The sequence below is a fragment of the Amycolatopsis sp. PS_44_ISF1 genome (genome assembly GCF_032335455.1).
Lineage (GTDB): Bacteria > Actinomycetota > Actinomycetes > Mycobacteriales > Pseudonocardiaceae > Amycolatopsis.
This window is the reverse complement of record NZ_JANUXO010000001.1, coordinates 1,849,181-1,865,312: the sequence shown is the minus strand read 5'-3', so window position 1 is coordinate 1,865,312 and position 16,132 is coordinate 1,849,181. Positions and strand designations below refer to the sequence as shown.

Below are 16,132 nucleotides of genomic sequence, written 5' to 3'. Positions count from 1 at the left end.
GGGTGAAAAACCGGATTGGCCACCCCGGTCCGCAACGCGGACAATGCGCGGCATGGTGATCTCAGGGGACAAGGGGCTCAGCCCGGCAGCGCGCCGGCAGCTGGAGAAGGAAATAGCCGACCTTCGCGCACAACGGGCGGCACTCGCGCCGCAGCCGGGCGAGCAGGAACGCACAGGGGACGCCGCGGACCAGGCGGACGTGATCGACCGCGCGGAGTCCGCCGCCCGGTTGGAACGGCAGATCGCCGAGATGTCGGCGAAGCTGGAGCACGGCGCGTACAACAGCAACCTGCTGCCCGACGGGACCCGCGTTTCCCTCCGCTACGCCGACGGCGACGAGGAGGTGCTGAACGTGGTGACCCTGCCGGGTGAGGACGCGGACTCGCTGACCTCGGACAGCCCGCTGGGCCTGGCCCTGGTCGACGCCAAGGCCGGAGACGAGATCACCTACCGCACCCCGCGGGGCCAGACCAAGGCCACCGTCCTGGAGCTGACCCCGCCGAAGGACTGACCACAGTGGACCCCAGGCCGGGGCCGCCCGAGACGGGGCGGCCCCGGCCTTTTACGCGGGCCCGGCCGGGGAACTCGCTACCCCCGTGCCTGCTGCTTGACGTCGTCGGCGAAGGCCGACACGCGGGTGTACACGCCGGGCTTGCCCGGCTTCCCGCAGCCGTCGCCGAAGGAGATGATGCCGATCAGGGTGTTGCCGACGAGCAGGGGACCGCCCGAATCGCCCTGGCAGGCGTCGATGCCGCCCTGCGGGTACCCGGCGCAGGTCATGATGGCCGGGTCGTAGGTGCTGTAGCTCGACGCGCAGGAGTCGCCGACGATCGGGACCACGGCCTTGCGCAGGACGTCCGAGCGGGCGCCGCCCTCTTCGAGCCGGCCCCAGCCCAGCACTGTCGCCTTGGTGCCCTGGCGGTACAGCCCGTCGTCCCCGGAATCGGCGAGCTTGGGCGGCCCGTAGGGCAGTGGTCCGCGCACGGTCAGCACCGCGATGTCGTCGCCCTGGGGGAAATTGGTGTAACGCGGATTCACCCACGATTTCGTCACGCGGAATTCGGCCCCGGCGGAAGTGCGCTTGTCCTGACGCCCGACCACCACCCTGGTCTCACTGGCTTTCACCGCGAGCGCGCAGTGGGCCGCCGTCGCCACCGCCGAGGGGCTGACGATCACCGCCCCGCAGTACTGGTTACCCGCGTTGTCCACCAGGTAAGCCGCGTACGGATAAGCTGCGAGGGCGGCTTGGTCGCCGCCGATGATCCGGGGCTGGGCCCCGGCCGGGCCCACCGAGGCCGAGGTGAACGCGGTGACTGCGAACAGCGCAGCCGCCGCCAGACGAACCGAGCTGACGGACATGATTCCCCTCTCGTCGCGGCCACTTTAATCCGCCGCGGAGGAAACCGATGTCACCGATACGAGTGCCACCACCGATTCGATTATTCACCGGCCCCGAGATCGTGCAGCCATTGGCCGAAAGCCCCCGCCGCACTGATCTGGTGGAGCCGCCTTCTCCGTCCGCCGGCCCCGTGCCTCAGCCGACTGACAACCGAGGTCGGGCCTCGCCAGCCTTGCTCGGTCATCCACCAGACGAGTCAGGCCCCATCCGAGGTGTCTCGGATGGGGCCTGACTTGATGGAGCCGCCTAGGGGAATCGAACCCCTGACCTATTCATTACGAGTGAATCGCTCTGGCCGACTGAGCTAAGGCGGCGTGTCCCGTGGCTTGCGCCCGACGACGCGCCCAAGTGTAGCGGAGGCGCTCGGCGTCACCTTGCGGGGGCAGGGTCGTTAGGGTCCTATGACCCCGGTCTCACCTGGCGATCGGCCTACCTTCTGGAGGACTCGGCATATGCGGCGAAGACTGCCCCGTGTGGTGGCCCTGCCGGCCGCCGCGGCGTTGCTGCTGCTCACCGCGGGCACCGCGGGCGCGCAGGAGATACCCACGACGCCGATCCCGCAGCCGGGGAACCCGAGCCAGCCCCCGGCGTCGGCGCCGATCGGGCCGCAGCCGCTCGGGCACGCCGTGGGTGACGCGGGCACGGCGCTCGGCGTGCTCCGGCTGCTGCCGAACGCGGTGACCACCCGGACGATCCTGCCCGGCTTCGGCCAGACGCTGCCCAAGCAGTCGGCGTTCGAGGCCGGTCTGGGCCTGTCCAGCGCGTCGGCGAACTCGGAGTCCTACCTGAGCTACGAGCGCTCGGTCGCGCAGGCCTCGCCGTTCGGGATCGCGGTCGGCGGGCAGGCCCCGCAGACGCCGGGCAGCGTCGTGCAGACCGCACTGCCCGACAACCCCAAGGAGACCAGCGGCGGTCTCAACGCCCCGTCCAACCCGCTGCTCAACATCGGCCTGCTGAACGGCACCGCGCACGCCCGCTGGAGCGACACCCTGGGCCCGTGCGTCGACACGATCGCCGACGCCGGCACGTCGGTCGCGAACCTTTCGCTGCTGAACGTGATCCCGTCGCTGCCGCAGATCCCGCTGCTCGGCAACGGTGGACTGCAGCTTCCGCAGGGCACGAAGCTCGCGCAGGGCTTCGACCCGGCCAGCGGCCTGCAGAGCCTCGGCGGCCTGCTCACCGGCGGCGGGCAGACCGCGGCCGGCGGCACCGGCTCCCTGCTGAGCCTGCCGAACACGCTGTCCTCGCGCTCGCAGGTGCGGCTGGTGGACCTGCCGGGTTCGAAGAACAAGGCCGTGGAGTCGACCTCGACGCTGCAGGCCGCGGACATCGACATCCTCAAGGGCACGCCGCTGGAGCTGAGCATCAAGGTCGCCAGCCAGCCGACGCTCAAGGTGACCTCGACCGGTGACGAGAAGACCTCGAAGGTCGAATACACCGCGCCTGTACTGACCATCGGGGCCGCGGGCAAGACGCTGTACACCCTCGACGCGGCGCACCCGACCAAGGACATCCCGATCGGGCTGCCGCTGGCCGGGCTGAGCGACCAGTTCGGCGCGCTGAACAACATCCCGGTGGTCGGTGGCCTGGTGTCCACCGTGACCAAGGGCATCCAGCAGGTCGGCAGCACCGCCGGCACCGTGCTGGACCTGGGCGTGCTGCGGCTGAGCATCGCGGGCCTCGAGCAGAAGGGCGCGGAGGCGGCCACGCCGTTCAAGGGCTACCAGCTCGGTGCCTCGGCCCGGCTGTTCGACCTGCAGGTGCTGCCGACGAAGAACCTGAAGGACCTGCTCCCGGCCGGAGCCGGGAACAACCTCCCGTCTTCGCTCGCGCAGCTTTCCCTGGGCGAGACCATCGCCCGCGCCTACGCCCCGACCGGCGGCGTCGTCTGCGGCAGCACCACCACCCCCGCCCCGCCCGCGGGTGGCGCGCAGCCGCAGGGGCCGACCAAGAACCTGGCCTACACCGGCGCGTACGACACGGTGCCGCTGTTCTGGGCCGGCACGGCGATGCTGCTGATGGGCGTGGTGATGGTGGCGGCGTTCCCGAGCCGCCGCCGGCTGCCCGCCCGGCTGACGCTGCACCCGGCCCCGGGCACCGGCCCCGAGCCGGACGAGCCGAAGCCGTTCAAACCGTCACCGCGGCCCCGCGAGTGAGCTGAGTCCCGCCGAAGTACCGAGCGGCCCGTGCCCCCGAGGCTCGGGCCGCTCGGCGTTTCAGCCCTGGCGAAGCGTCGTCACCATGGCCTCGACGGCGATCCGCGGCTTGACGTTCAGCCCGATCGCCTCGCGGCACTCCAGCACGGCTTCCAGCCGGCGCAGGGTCGACTCCGGCGTCCACGCCGAAGCGGCGGACTCGATCTCCGACGCGTGGTCCGGGTGGTTCAGGGTGGCGCCCGAGCGCGCGGTGGTGACCAGTACGTCGCGGTAGAAGGCGGCCAGGTCGACCAGCGAGAGGTCCAGCGTGTCGCGCTGGGTCCGGGTCGAGCGGGACTTCTGACGCTTTTCGAGCTGCTTCACGGCGGCCTCGGCCGCGCGCTTGGCCCCGGCCACCCCCTTGCCGACGCCGTCACCGCCCATCGCCGTACGCAGTTCGGAGCGCTCGGACTCGTCCCGGACCTTGCTCTCCTCCCCCGCGTCCGCCTCCGCGGCGCTGATCAGCTGGTCGGCGCAGGTGAAGACGTCGCTCGGGCGCCGCAGGCCGGTCGGGATGCGCAGCACGGTGGCGCGACGCTGGCGCGTGGCCTCGTCCGTGGCGAGCCGGCGCGCTCGCCCGACGTGGCCGCCGCACACCGAAGCCGCCCAGCGCGCTCGTTCTCCGTCGATGCCGTCGCGGGCCATCAGGACCTGCGCGATCGCCTCGGGCGGCGGGGTCCGCAGCGGCACCAACCGGCACCGGGAGCGAATCGTCACCGAGACGTCCTCCGGGTGGTCCGAGGGCGCGCACAGCAGGAACACGGTTCGCTCCGGCGGCTCCTCGACGGCCTTCAGCAACGCGTTCGACGCGCCTTCGGTGAGCCGGTCGGCGTCCTCGATGACCACGACCTGCCAGTCCCCTGTGGACGGTCGGCGCGCGGCCGCCTGCACCAGCGCGCGCATCTCGGCGACCGAGATCGACAGCCCCTCCGGCACGACGAGCCGCACGTCGGCGTGGGTGCCCGCCATCGTGGTGCGGCAGCCGGGGCAGGCGCCGCAACCGGTGCCGGTGCTGCACTGCAGCGCCGCGGCGAAGGTCCGCGCGGCGACGGACCGGCCCGAGCCCGGCGGCCCGGTGAGCAGCCACGCGTGGGTCATCGCCCCCGGCGAGACGGGCTCACCGGCCACGATCTTCGCCGCCGCCCGGGCCGCCGAGGACAACGTCTCCATCGCCGGCTCCTGGCCGACGAGCTCGGTCCAGACGCCGATCGGCTCGCTCACTTCGCCTCCACTTCCGACGCTTCCGATGCTCGCTCGGACACCGCGGCCTCGGCCTCGTCCGCCTTCGCGGCAGCTTCGCCGGTTTCAGCGACGTCAGCGGCGGCTTCTTCGGTGGCCTCCAGGGGTTCGGTCGGGGCCAGCCCGGAGAGCCGGCCGACGAACACCGCGCGCACGGCCGTACGGACGCGTTCGGCCACCTCGTCGTCGGTGCCATCGGCGTCGACCACCACGTAACGGTCCGGGTCGGCCGCGGCCATCTCGGCGAGCAGGTGCTGCATGCGCCACTGGTCGTTCAGCGAGGCCGGTGAGGCGCCCGAATCACGCGCGCCGGGGTCGGCGTCGAGCAGCACGGTGAGGTCCGGACGCAGTTTGCCGGTCGCCCAGTCGGCCAGGTTCTCCAGCTCGCCACTGCCCAGCCCGGCGACGGCCGAGAGCTGCGCGAGCGGCGAATCGACGAACCGTTCCATCACGACCACGGAGCCCGCGGCCAGCGCCGGCTCGATCTCGCGCTCGACCAGATCGGCCCGGACCGCCGCGGCCACCAGTGCCTTTGCCCGGGCGCCGGAGAGCGAAGCGCTCGAGACCAGCGAAGCGAACCGATCGCCGTCGAGCGCCGGGTCGGCGGCCAGCACCACTGGGCGCGTGCCCGTGCCGAGCCAGCGCGAGAGCCGCGAAGCCTGGCTGGAGGTGTTGATCGCCGTCGTGCCTTCGAGGGCGATGAGGAAGCCGTTGACGCGACGCGGGCTGCGGCGAAGCGCGTTGCGCACGTCAGTGAGGATCTTCTCGGTGCGGCGGTCGTCCATCTGCCGGTAGGCGATGATGCCGAGGAGCACGGCCAGCGCCCCGCCGCCGATCATCACCGGGCGCGTGCCGTCGATGGTGAGCAGGCTGCCCCAGACGTCGACCCGCCGCGGCTTCACCAGCCCGATCAGCAGCGGCGCCGCGATGGTGGAACCGAACAGCACGATCTTGAGCATCGACTGGTAGATCGCGTTGATCCGGCCGCGGATGGCGTCCTCGACGCGGGAGCCGATGATGGTCACGCCGGTGAGGAACGCCGTGCCGGCCCAGATCCCGACCGAGGCCACGGCGATCAGCGAGACCGCGAGGTGCGGGGAGAGGGCCACGACCACCAGCGACAACCCGGCCGCGATGATCGAGATCCCGAACAGCCGATCGTGGGCCAGCCGCCGCGCGAGCTTCGGCGCCACGGCCATGCCGGTGGCCAGGCCGAGGAACACGGCCAGCACCAGCAGGTTGAACGCCGCGTCGCCGGCCAGCAGCGAGGAGGAGTACGGCTTGGCCGAGCCGATCACCGCCCCGCCGGCCGCGAACGCGCCGAACGCGCCGATCAGCAGCCCGCGCACGAGCGGCGTGCTGCGGACGAACTTGACGCCGTCGCGGACCATCGCGCCGAAGCCGAACTTCTCCTCGTCCGCCGGCTTGACCTTGGGCTGGGCCACGGTGTGCACGTTGCGCAGCGAGAGTTCGGGGATCCGGGTCGCGATCAGGATGCCGCTGGTCAGGTACAGCAGACCGGTGACGACCACGACCAGCTTGGCGATGTAGAGGTCGGCGGTCGGGCCGGGGAAGAGGTGGAACGTCGAGTTCACGCTGAGGATCAGCGCGTTCGCCCCGGCCGCGGTGATCACCGCGAGGCCGTAGGTCATCACCAGGCCGAGCTGGTTGGCCGTCTCGACCTGGTCCGGGCGGCGCAGCAGGTTCGGCACCGCCGCGTCCTTCGACGGGATCCACATGATCGAGCAGCAGCCGACGAAGAAGTTCCCGACGAAGATCCACCACGGCGCCCCGACGATCGCGATCGAGAGCAGGAAGCCGCAGCGCAGGAAGTCGCAGACCACCATCACCTTGCGCCGGTCGAACCGGTCGGCCAGCAGCCCGCCCAGCGGGGCGAACAGCAGCCCGGGCAGCAGGTTGGTCAGCACCACGCCGACGAACGCGAAGTTCTGCGCCGTGTAGTTGCTGAGCAGCTTGGTGCTCAGGCTGGTCAGAGCCAGCAGGTTCAGCCAGTCGGCGGCGCTGCACAGGTAGGTGACGCCCCACAGCCGGCGGAACGGCCTGATCGCCAGCACCCGGCGGACCCGGTGCATCGTGGACGCCTCGGCACCCGCCGACCCACCCGGATCGGCCCCGGGCACGGCCTGTACGCCCTCGCTGATACGCCCACCCCACTCGTCACGGCGGCGCCGGGCGACCCCATCGGATCCCCCGACCGTGTCGCCAGGGTAGACCGGTCGCCGATGCCCTCACGGCACCGGCCCGGCTGGGCCGCGGCCGGACGGAGGTCAGTCGAACAGCCCGGCCACACTGCTGACCAGGCTCGACACCATGGTGATCGCGACCACCCCGAAGACGACGAGCAGGGCGATGGCGACGACCATGCCCGCCGCGTTCGTCGAAGGGCGCCCGAGACTGGGCACGCCGAGGCCGGGCCCCCCGCGCCGGCGCGCCCGCCGCCCGGCCGGCTCGGCGTCGAGGTCGCTTTCGGCCTGCCCGGACCGGAACCTCGGGCGGGGCCGCGGCACCCTCTTCAGCAGTTCCGGCGCCCGCGTCGGCCAGGTCCGCTGCCGCGGCAGCAATCCGAGCGGCACGCCGTCGGGCCGGATCCCGGCCGGCGGCCCGTCCCCGGACGCGCGGGCGCCGCGCTGGACCTCGTCCTCCCGCAGCGCCTCCTCGACCATCCGCTTGACGGCCTCGGGGTCGTGCTTCACCGGGCCGGCGGTCGGCAACCGGTGGCCCTCGTCGGCCGAGGGCGGCGCCTGGTCCGCCGTGACCAGCCCGGAGAGCGGATCGGCGAACGTCTCACCGCCGATCGGCTCGGCCAGCGTGCCGTCGCGGTCCGGATCGGGGGCATTGAAGAAAGGAGCCCCACCGTTCATGCCCATGGTGACCACCTCACTACGGAATGTCCTCGCCTTCCAGTCTCGACGACAGCGGTCGCTCCCGCATCCGCCCAATGGCCGCAGAAAACCACCCGGGAGTGGCACCCGACCGCCGAAGTCTCCCAACCGCCCGCTCCCGGGTCGACCGCCGGACGGGATCTGCGCCGGGTGAGCCCGCTCACCTTCCGGTGGCCCGGGCCCGGACGGATTGGGCTGTTCCGGGGTCGTCGTCGCCTGGGTGGGGCAGCGGCTCCGGGGCTCCGGTGTCCACGAGTCGACATTCCCTCCGCTCGGGACGACGAACCCGGGTTGGCCCGAATGCGCACGGCGAGCATCGCGGAGTTTCGCGGACCTCCGCGCGACCGGGCCTCCTCCGAGCCCAGCGAATTCGCGACTCCCATCCGACTCCGGCGGCTCCGACGCCCGGCTCCGGCAGTCGGCTTCGGCGACGGTCGCCTCCGACGGCGGTCGCCTCCGACGGCAGTCGGCTTCGGCGACGGTCGGCTCCGGCGGCAGTCGGCTCCGGCAGTCGGCTCCGGAGGCGGTCGCTCCGGTACCGCCGGGCTTCACGCCTCAAGCATGGCTGCGCACCGCCTTCACGATCCAGGCCTCGGCCGTCCCGCGGGTCGCCGGTTTCCAGGTGATTACCCAGCCGCCGCCCGGCCGGGGCGCGGCGCTGAACTGGTAGCGGCCCAGATCGTTGTCGACCAGGCCGAAGGCGCCGTGCGGGTACTCCGCCAGCACGGCGTCGCGCACGGCCAGGTCGACCAGGACGGTGCCCAGGCGGGGACGGGCGACGGCCGAGCGGATCACATCCAGATCGCCCCAGGCCGGGCTCGGGATCAGGCCGCTGTCGTCGGTCTCGATGCGGACGGCCGGGCCCGGTCCGGGCGGGCGGTCCGGCAGCCCGTCGAAGACCCAGCCCGGCAGGGCGCTCAGCAGTCCGGACCGCAGCCGCGCGCGACGGCCCAGCTTGCTCATCACCGTGGTGTAGTCCGCGTCGCCGAAGAACCGGACCTCCCACGGCTCCGGGCGGGCCGGGAACACCCCGGTCACCACGCCGCGGATGAACCCGCCGCGCAGCACCCGGTAGAGCCCGACCGCCTCGGGGGTCACCTGGCCCTCCGGCACCAGCCCGAGCGCGGCCATTCCGGCCACGAACCGCGTGTACTGCTCCACCTCCTCGGCCAGCCCGGCCCCGAGAGCGGGTCCGAAGCGCTGGCCCACCTCGTCGGCCAGCGTCAGCTCCTCCGGCTCGCCGTCCTCCGAGACCACGAGCGCCGGGGGGATCTTGAAGTGCGGGTCGTAGAACTCCATCACCGAAGGCCGCTCCGGCACCTCGGCCCGGAGTGGCTCGATGACCTCGTCGATGACGTCGAAGACGACAGGCGCTGAACTGCTCACCCCTGCATTGAACACCCGGGCACCGACAATTTCTCGAACTTGTGTTCGAGTGTCGGCCGCCTTGCGCCGAACGGTCGATTCAGTCTTCGGCGACGTCGGATCGTTCAACAATCCTCAGGGAAGGCGCCAGGAAGTACACGCTCGCCGGCAGCAGTCCGACCACGGCGAGCGTCCAGTGCAGCCCGATTCCGCCGGTCAGCCCGCCGACCAGCACGGGCCCGGCCAGGAAGCCGAAGTACCCGCACGCGGCGACGGCGGCGATCGCCCGGCCCGGCGCGTCCGGTTCCCGGCGCCCCGCCGCGCTCCACGCCAGCGGCACGATCCCGGCCACGCCCAGCCCGATCACCGCGAACCCGGCGACCCCGGCCCCGGGCACCGGCACGGCCACCACCACCAAGAAGCCCAGCACCGTCACCACCGCCGCGCACCGAGTGAACGACACGGCCCCGAAGCGCGTCACGAGCCGGTCGGCCACCGTCCGCACGCCGATCATCGTGATCGAGAACGCGAAGTACCCCAGCGACGCGAAGGCCGCCGAAGCGACGGTGACGTCGCGCAAGTACACCGCGCTCCAGTCGTTCACCGTGCCCTCGGCGAGGAATCCGCAGAACGCGATCACCCCGAGCGGGATCAACGCCTTGCTCGGCAACGCGAAAGCCGCGTCGCCCTGACCGCGGTCGGCGCCCGGCAGGAACCGCGTCGAGGCCCACCACAGGGTCAGCAGCAGCACCGCGCCGGACGCGGCGAAGTGCGCCTGCACCGGCACCTGCCACGTCTCCATCAGCGCCCCAGCCCCGGAGCCCACCAGCCCGCCGACGTTCCAGAAAGCGTGGAAGCCCGCGAAGATCGGCCGCCCGTAGGCCTCTTCGACCCGCGCGGCGTGGGCGTTCATGGACACGTCGAGCAGGCTGTTGCCCACACCCAGCACGGCCAGCGCCACCACGAACAGCGGGAGCCCCGGAGCGAACGCGGCCAGCGGCAGGCCCGCGCAGAGCACCGCACCACCGAACACGACCCCCCGCCGGCTGCCGATCTTCGTCAGCAGCGGTCCGGCCGCCACCAGGGCGAACACCGAACCGGCCGCGAGGCCGAACAGCCCGGCGGCCAGCTCACCGGCACTCAGGCCCAGCTTGGCCTGCACCGCGGGCACCCGCGCGGCCCAGGTCGCGAATCCCGCGCCGCACACCGCGAAGACCACCGAAACCCCGGCTCGCGCCCGCTGCCGCTCAGCCAAGACCCTGCCCCCGGATACCGAAAACGGGGCCACCCGAGCGAACCCGGGTGGCCCCGAAAGACCGTACCTACTTGGCCTTCGCGGGGCTCGCCCGCTTGGCCGGCGCCTTCTTGGCCGCGGTCGACTTGGCCGCCGCCGATTTCGTGGCGGTGGACTTCGCGGCGGTCGACTTGGCCGCCGCGGGCTTGCGCGCCGGCGCCTTGCGCTTCGGCGCCGGGCCCTTCGCCCGCTTCTCGGCCAGCAGCTCGGCGCCGCGTTCAGCCGTCAGCTCCTCGATGCTGTCGGTCTTGCGCAGGGTCGCGTTGTACTCGCCATCGGTCACGTACGGGCCGAAGCGGCCGTCCTTGACCACCATCGGCTTGCCCGAGACCGGGTCGTCACCAAGCTCCTTCAGCGGCGGTTTCGCCGTGGCGGAACGGCCGCGCTGCTTCGGCTCCGCGTAGATCTTCAGCGCCTCTTCGACCGTGATCGAGAACAACTGGTCCTCAGTGGACAGTGAACGCGAGTCCGTGCCCTTCTTCAGGTACGGCCCGTAGCGCCCGTTCTGCGCGGTGATCTCGTCACCCGACTCCGGGTCCTTGCCCACCACACGCGGCAGCGAAAGCAGCTTCAGCGCGTCTTCGAGCGTCATCGACTCGATCGCCATCGACTTGAACAGCGAACCCGTACGCGGCTTCGGCTGCTTCGCCTTGGCGGCCTTCTTCTGCGCGGCCGTCGCGTCTTCGGGCAGCGGCTCCGCTTCAGGCAGCAGCTCGGTGACGTACGGCCCGAAGCGGCCTTCCTTCGCCACGATCTCGTGCCCGCTCACCGGGTCGGTACCCAGGACCCGGCCCTCCTGCGGGGTCGCGAACAGCTTCTCCGCGACCTCCGGCGTCAGCTCGTCCGGCGGCTGGTCCTCGGGCAGGTTCGCGCGCTGCGACTGGCCGTCCACCTCGCGTTCGAGGTACGGCCCGTACCGCCCGACCCGGACGACGACCTTGTGCCCGTCGGCGTCGTTGAACAGCGGGATCGAGTTGATCTCACGCGCGTCGATGTCCTCGACGCTGCCGTCGACCAGCTTCTTCAGCCCGCCGAGGCGGCCGATCGAGCCGTCGACGCCCATGTCGCCGCCGAAGTAGAACTTCGACAGCCACTGCGCGCGCTGCTCGTCGCCGTTGGCGATGCGGTCGAGCTCGTCCTCCATGCCGGCGGTGAAGTCGTAGTCCACCAGCCGCTCGAAGTGCTGCTCCATCAATCCGATCACGGCGAACGCGACCCAGGAGGGCACCAGCGCGGAGCCCTTCTTCCACACGTAGCCGCGGTCCTGGATGGTCTTGACGATCGAGGCGTAGGTCGACGGCCGCCCGATGCCCAGCTCCTCCATCTTGCTGATCAGGCTGGGCTCGGAGTACCGCGCCGGCGGCGAAGTGGTGTGCCCGTCGGGCGAGAGCTCGACCGCGTTCAGGTCCTGGTCCTTGACCAGCACCGGCAGCCGGCTCTGCTTGTCGTCGGCCTCGCCACCGGCCTCGGTGTCGACCGCCTCGACGTAGGCCTTCAGGAAGCCCGCGAAGGTGATCGTGCGCCCGGACGCGGCGAACGTGCACTCCTCGCCCGAGGTGGCGGTGCCCACGATGCGCACCGACATCGTGGTGCCCCTGGCGTCGGTCATCTGCGACGCGATCGTGCGCTGCCAGACCATCTCGTACAGCCGGAACTCGTCGGAGTCCAGCTCGCCCGCGACCTGGCCGGGGGTGCGGAAGACCTCGCCCGAGGGCCGGATCGCCTCGTGGGCCTCCTGCGCGTTCTTGACCTTGCGCGTGTACTGCCGCGGCGAAGGCGAGACGTACTCCTTGCCGTACAGCTGCGTCGCCTGGCTGCGCGCCGCCGTGATCGCCGACTCCGACAGCGTCGTGGAGTCGGTACGCATATAGGTGATGTAACCGTTCTCGTACAGCTTCTGCGCGATCCGCATCGTCCGCTCGGAGGTGAACCGCAGCTTGCGGCCCGCCTCCTGCTGGAGCGTCGAGGTCATGAACGGCGCGTACGGCTTCCGCGTGTACGGCTTCTCCTCGACGCTGGCGACCTTGAAGTCACGCTGGTCCAGCGCCTGGGCCAGCGCCCGCGCGTCGGGCTCGGCCAGCACGCGGACGTCGGCGGCGGAGGCCTTCAGGCGGCCGGTCGGCTCGAAGTCGCGGCCGGTGGCCAGTCGGGCGCCGTCGACGGCGATCAGCCGGGCCGGGAAGCTCCGCGGCGAGGCCGTGTCTTCCGGAGCGCCGGCAGCTGCGCTTGTCTCCATCGTCGCCGAGATGTCCCAGTACGAGGCCGAGGTGAAGCGCATCCGCTCGCGCTCGCGCTGCACGACGATCCGGGTCGCCACCGACTGCACGCGGCCCGCCGAGAGCTTCGGCATGACCTTCTTCCACAGCACCGGCGAGACCTCGTAGCCGTACAGGCGGTCGAGGATCCGGCGGGTCTCCTGCGCGTCGACCAGGTCGGCGTCCAGCTCGCGGGTGGCCGCCGCGGCCGCCAGGATCGCCTGTTCGGTGACCTCGTGGAACACCATGCGGCGGACCGGCACCTTGGGCTTGAGCGTCTCGAGCAGGTGCCACGCGATGGCCTCGCCCTCGCGGTCGGGGTCCGTCGCGAGGTAGAGCTCGTCGACGTCCTTCAGCAGCCCCTTCAGCTCGGTGACCTTGGACTTCTTGTCCGGGGTCACGATGTAGAGCGCCTTGAAGCCGTTGTCGACGTCGACGCCGAGCCGCGCCCACGACTCGCCCTTGTACTGGGCCGGGACGTCGGCGGCACCGCGGGGCAGGTCGCGGATGTGCCCGACGGACGATTCGACGACGTAGTCGCTGCCCAGGTATGGGGCGATCTTCCGGGCCTTCGTGGGCGACTCGACGATCACCAGCCGCCGGCGCCCGGCGTCCGACCCGGTGCCGTTCTTCTTGGTCCGTGCTGCTGCCACGCTGCCCTGCTCTCCGCTCATCTCCGCGTGTCGCCGCCTCGGTGGCGGCGACACCATCCCTACCCCTCGACGAGGGGTGCCGCGCCCGCGTCTCGGCCTGTCAGTGTGCACGCTCCGAAGAGCGCCGCAGCGGCTAGGTGGCCTGACACGCCGTTCTGTCCCTGCTCACCGGATCGCCGCTGACCTCGGTGATGTTTCCTTTCCACACCTAGCACGTGATGTCCGACACGTGCCGCGCAGGGTATCGGGTGAGCGACCGGATACCCTCCGTTCGACGGTGGTGGACCCGAGGGCGGCGACGCTTCACTTACTACCTCCTCGAGCCGAAAGGAACCACCATGACCCGACGCCTCCTCGGCGGCGTGCTCGCCGCGATGGCCGCGTTCGCCCTGGTCACCGCACCTGAGGCGAGTGCCGCGACCACCACGTTCTCCGGCACGGTGGCCCTGTCCAACTGCTCCGGCTCGGTGGTCAAACCGGCCGGCACGCCCGACACCTCGCCCGCGCTGGTGATGTCGAACGGCCACTGCCTGGAGTCCGGCTTCCCGGATCCGGGCGAGGTCATCACCAACCAGTCCTCGACCCGCAGCTTCAGCCTGCTGTCGGCCAACGGCCAGAGCACGCTGGGCACGCTCAAGGCGAGGAAGATCGTCTACGCCACGATGACCGACACCGACGTGTCGCTCTACCAGCTGACCTCGACCTACGCCCAGATCAAGCAGCGGTACGGCGTCTCGCCGCTGGAGCTGGTCACCTCGCACCCGACCGCCGGCACGCACATCGACGTGGTCTCGGGGTACTGGAAGAAGATCTACTCCTGCTCGGTCGACGGGTTCGTGCACGAGCTGCACGAGAACGGCTGGGTCTGGAAGGACTCCATCCGCTACACCCCCGAGTGCAAGACCATCGGCGGCACCTCGGGCTCGCCCATCGTCGAGACCGCCACCGGCAAGGTCATCGGCATCAACAACACCTCGAACGAGGACGGCCAGCGCTGCACGCTGAACAACCCGTGCGAGGTCGACGCGTCCGGCAACGTCACCGTGCACCCCGACACCAAGTACGGCGAGGAGACCTACGGTATTCCCGCCTGCCTGAGCCCGGCGAACGAAATCGCCCTGAACCAGTCCGGCTGCACTCTGCCCAAGCCCTAGCCGGCCACCCCCAGCAAGTACTGAAGGGGACTCTCGTCGCTGCTCTGCTCGCGACGCGGGTCCCCTTCGGCACGCGCGGCCCGGCCTCGTCGAACGCTCTCACCACGGTGAGCCCGGCGCCGACCGGCTTCCTTCGACCCCCGACGAGGAGCTTCCCCGCCCGCCGGGGTGACGCCTGGATCGCCGTCCGCGACCGGACCGATCCCGACCTGGCCACCCGGCCCGTCGTCCTCGGTCCGCCGCCCCGCGCCACGACGGCCCTTCCCGCCCCCGGTGCCCGTCTCTCCGCCCCCCGGTTCGCCGTCCGAGGCCCCTTCGCGCGCTTCGTCCCCTACGCAGCTCTCGGACGCTTTCAGCCCGTTATCCTGCTCGGCGCCCAGGTCACGGCTGAGGTCCGGCCACGCCGCCTCGGCCCCGGCCGGCGGATCGCCGATCAGCTCGACCAGGCTGTCCAGCCGGCGGCGGCCGTTCAGCCGGACCGCGGGGGCCTCCGCCTTCGGCCCCAGCAGCCGGGCGTGGACGCCCAGCGGGGCCAGCGCCGCGAGCAGCCCCTCGTGCATCTGCGGCGCCAGCGGGTCGACGCCGAGCAGATACCCCGAGGGCCCCGGCCGTCCGCTGGCCAGCACCCACATGCGCAGCATCGCACCACTCAGGCGGAACCCGTCCGGGACCGCTTTGCCCGAATCGTCCTCGGCCGGGCCGGTGCACCCCGCACGCAGCCAGCGCAGGGCCAAGGGCAGCAGATCGACCCGGAACGAGGTGCGCACCTGGGGGCTGCCGCATTCGGCCACGGCGACCTGCGCGTCCGCACCCCGCCGACGGCACTCGCGCGCCAGCACGTGCGCGCGCCACGGCTCCTCGACCACCACCGACAGCCGCGCCGCCGTGCGCCCGAAGCCGGTGATCTGACCCTGGCCGCACAGCAGCCCGGCCAGGTCCGGCAGCCCCGGGCCGCTGGCCTCGGCCGAGAACAGCGAGATCGTCCGATCCACGCCGGCCATACTAGAACACAAGTTCGATTGGACGCGAGGGGCGCGCGGTGGTTTTTCGCCGGAAGAGTGAGTGGACGCCGGTGCCGGTTACCGCGGCGCCGGGGGGACCACGAGTGGCTGGCACTCGGGCGCGCGCTTGCCCGCCGCGCTCAGCTCCGGCGTCGCCTGGAGGGCCTTGAGCAGATCGAGCCGCCCGACCTCGTCCAGGGTGCCGCGGGCTTCGCCGAGCGCGACGCTGATCGCGGCCGGGTTCCGCGCCGAATCGATCCGCCGCCGCACGTCATCGGCCCGCCGCCGCACCGAGACGAGATCGTGCACCAGCTCCTCGCGGGCCTGGTCGGCGCCGACCGGCGGCGAGCCGAGCCGATCGAGGCCGGCCACGGTCTGGTCGATCCCGCCGACCACCGACCCGAGCATCCGGCTGGACGTCGACGAGGCCCGAGCCGGGGAGGAGGGGTCGACGGCCGGCAGGGTGGAAAGCGTGCGCACCAGGTGCGTGACTGCCCCGCAGTAGCCGCCCGCCCACCCGGCAGCCGGGTCGGCGCGGCTCGAGGTGTCGGCCTGTCCGCCTTGGCGGGCCGGGGAAACCGCCGCCGGCTGCTGTCCGCAGCCGGCCAGACCGATCCCGATACCCGTTGCCAGCGCGGCAAGAACGGTGAACCGCGGCCGCACTCGCGCACCTC

At 71.8% G+C, this 16,132-nt stretch carries 11 protein-coding genes, 1 tRNA gene and 1 pseudogene; 3 read left to right on the top strand and 10 right to left on the bottom strand.

Annotated features, from left to right (window positions below; translation table 11 throughout):
* The first annotated feature begins 52 nt into the window (after positions 1-52).
* Positions 53-511 carry a GreA/GreB family elongation factor gene (locus NYF13_RS08470; RefSeq protein WP_315655444.1) on the top strand — a complete coding sequence of 153 codons (459 nt, stop codon included), beginning with the start codon at positions 53-55 and terminating at the stop codon, positions 509-511.
* 77 nt (positions 512-588) lie between these two features.
* Here the strand turns inward: NYF13_RS08470 and NYF13_RS08465 are convergent, their stop codons facing one another.
* Positions 589-1,359: a serine protease gene (locus NYF13_RS08465; RefSeq protein WP_315655442.1), complete on the bottom strand. Its 771-nt coding sequence runs from the start codon at positions 1,357-1,359 to the stop codon at positions 589-591.
* Positions 1,360-1,636: 277 nt separating this feature from the next.
* Positions 1,637-1,713 (bottom strand) — tRNA-Thr (locus NYF13_RS08460).
* A 138-nt stretch (positions 1,714-1,851) separates the two neighbouring features.
* On the opposite strand from NYF13_RS08460, the gene NYF13_RS08455 reads away from it, so the two are divergent.
* Positions 1,852-3,555: a hypothetical protein gene (locus NYF13_RS08455; protein ID WP_315655440.1), complete on the top strand. Its 1,704-nt coding sequence runs from the start codon at positions 1,852-1,854 to the stop codon at positions 3,553-3,555.
* A gap of 60 nt (positions 3,556-3,615) precedes the next feature.
* On the opposite strand, the gene NYF13_RS08450 is transcribed toward NYF13_RS08455, so the two are convergent.
* From NYF13_RS08450 to topA, 6 genes are all read right to left on the bottom strand, one after another.
* Positions 3,616-4,815 (bottom strand): DNA polymerase III subunit delta', encoded by a 1,200-nt coding sequence (locus NYF13_RS08450; RefSeq protein ID WP_315655439.1) that lies wholly within the window; start codon positions 4,813-4,815, stop codon positions 3,616-3,618.
* Positions 4,812-6,926 (bottom strand): dTMP kinase, encoded by a 2,115-nt coding sequence (locus NYF13_RS08445; RefSeq protein WP_315655438.1) that lies wholly within the window; start codon positions 6,924-6,926, stop codon positions 4,812-4,814. Before NYF13_RS08445 ends, NYF13_RS08450 begins: the two co-directional genes overlap by 4 nt.
* A gap of 195 nt (positions 6,927-7,121) precedes the next feature.
* A complete protein-coding gene (locus NYF13_RS08440; RefSeq protein ID WP_315655437.1) occupies positions 7,122-7,721 on the bottom strand; it encodes a hypothetical protein in 600 nt (199 codons plus the stop codon).
* A gap of 570 nt (positions 7,722-8,291) precedes the next feature.
* Entirely contained in the window at positions 8,292-9,137 is an 846-nt protein-coding gene (locus NYF13_RS08435; protein ID WP_315655435.1) for an ESX secretion-associated protein EspG, read from the bottom strand.
* Between the two features lie 64 nt (positions 9,138-9,201).
* On the bottom strand, positions 9,202-10,356 hold the full coding sequence (locus NYF13_RS08430; RefSeq protein WP_315655433.1) for an MFS transporter: 1,155 nt from the start codon (positions 10,354-10,356) through the stop codon (positions 9,202-9,204).
* A gap of 67 nt (positions 10,357-10,423) precedes the next feature.
* Positions 10,424-13,324 carry a type I DNA topoisomerase gene (gene topA, locus NYF13_RS08425; protein WP_315655432.1) on the bottom strand — a complete coding sequence of 967 codons (2,901 nt, stop codon included), beginning with the start codon at positions 13,322-13,324 and terminating at the stop codon, positions 10,424-10,426.
* 317 nt (positions 13,325-13,641) lie between these two features.
* Between topA and NYF13_RS08420 the strand changes: the two genes are divergently transcribed.
* A complete protein-coding gene (locus tag NYF13_RS08420; RefSeq protein WP_315655431.1) occupies positions 13,642-14,457 on the top strand; it encodes a serine protease in 816 nt (271 codons plus the stop codon).
* 395 nt (positions 14,458-14,852) lie between these two features.
* On the opposite strand, the pseudogene NYF13_RS08415 reads toward NYF13_RS08420, so the two are convergent.
* Positions 14,853-15,449 (bottom strand): annotated as a pseudogene (locus tag NYF13_RS08415) (hypothetical protein); the annotation flags it as partial.
* An 87-nt stretch (positions 15,450-15,536) separates the two neighbouring features.
* Positions 15,537-16,121, bottom strand: a complete 585-nt coding sequence (locus tag NYF13_RS08410) for a hypothetical protein (RefSeq protein WP_315655430.1) — start codon at positions 16,119-16,121, stop codon at positions 15,537-15,539.
* Positions 16,122-16,132: the final 11 nt, after the last annotated feature.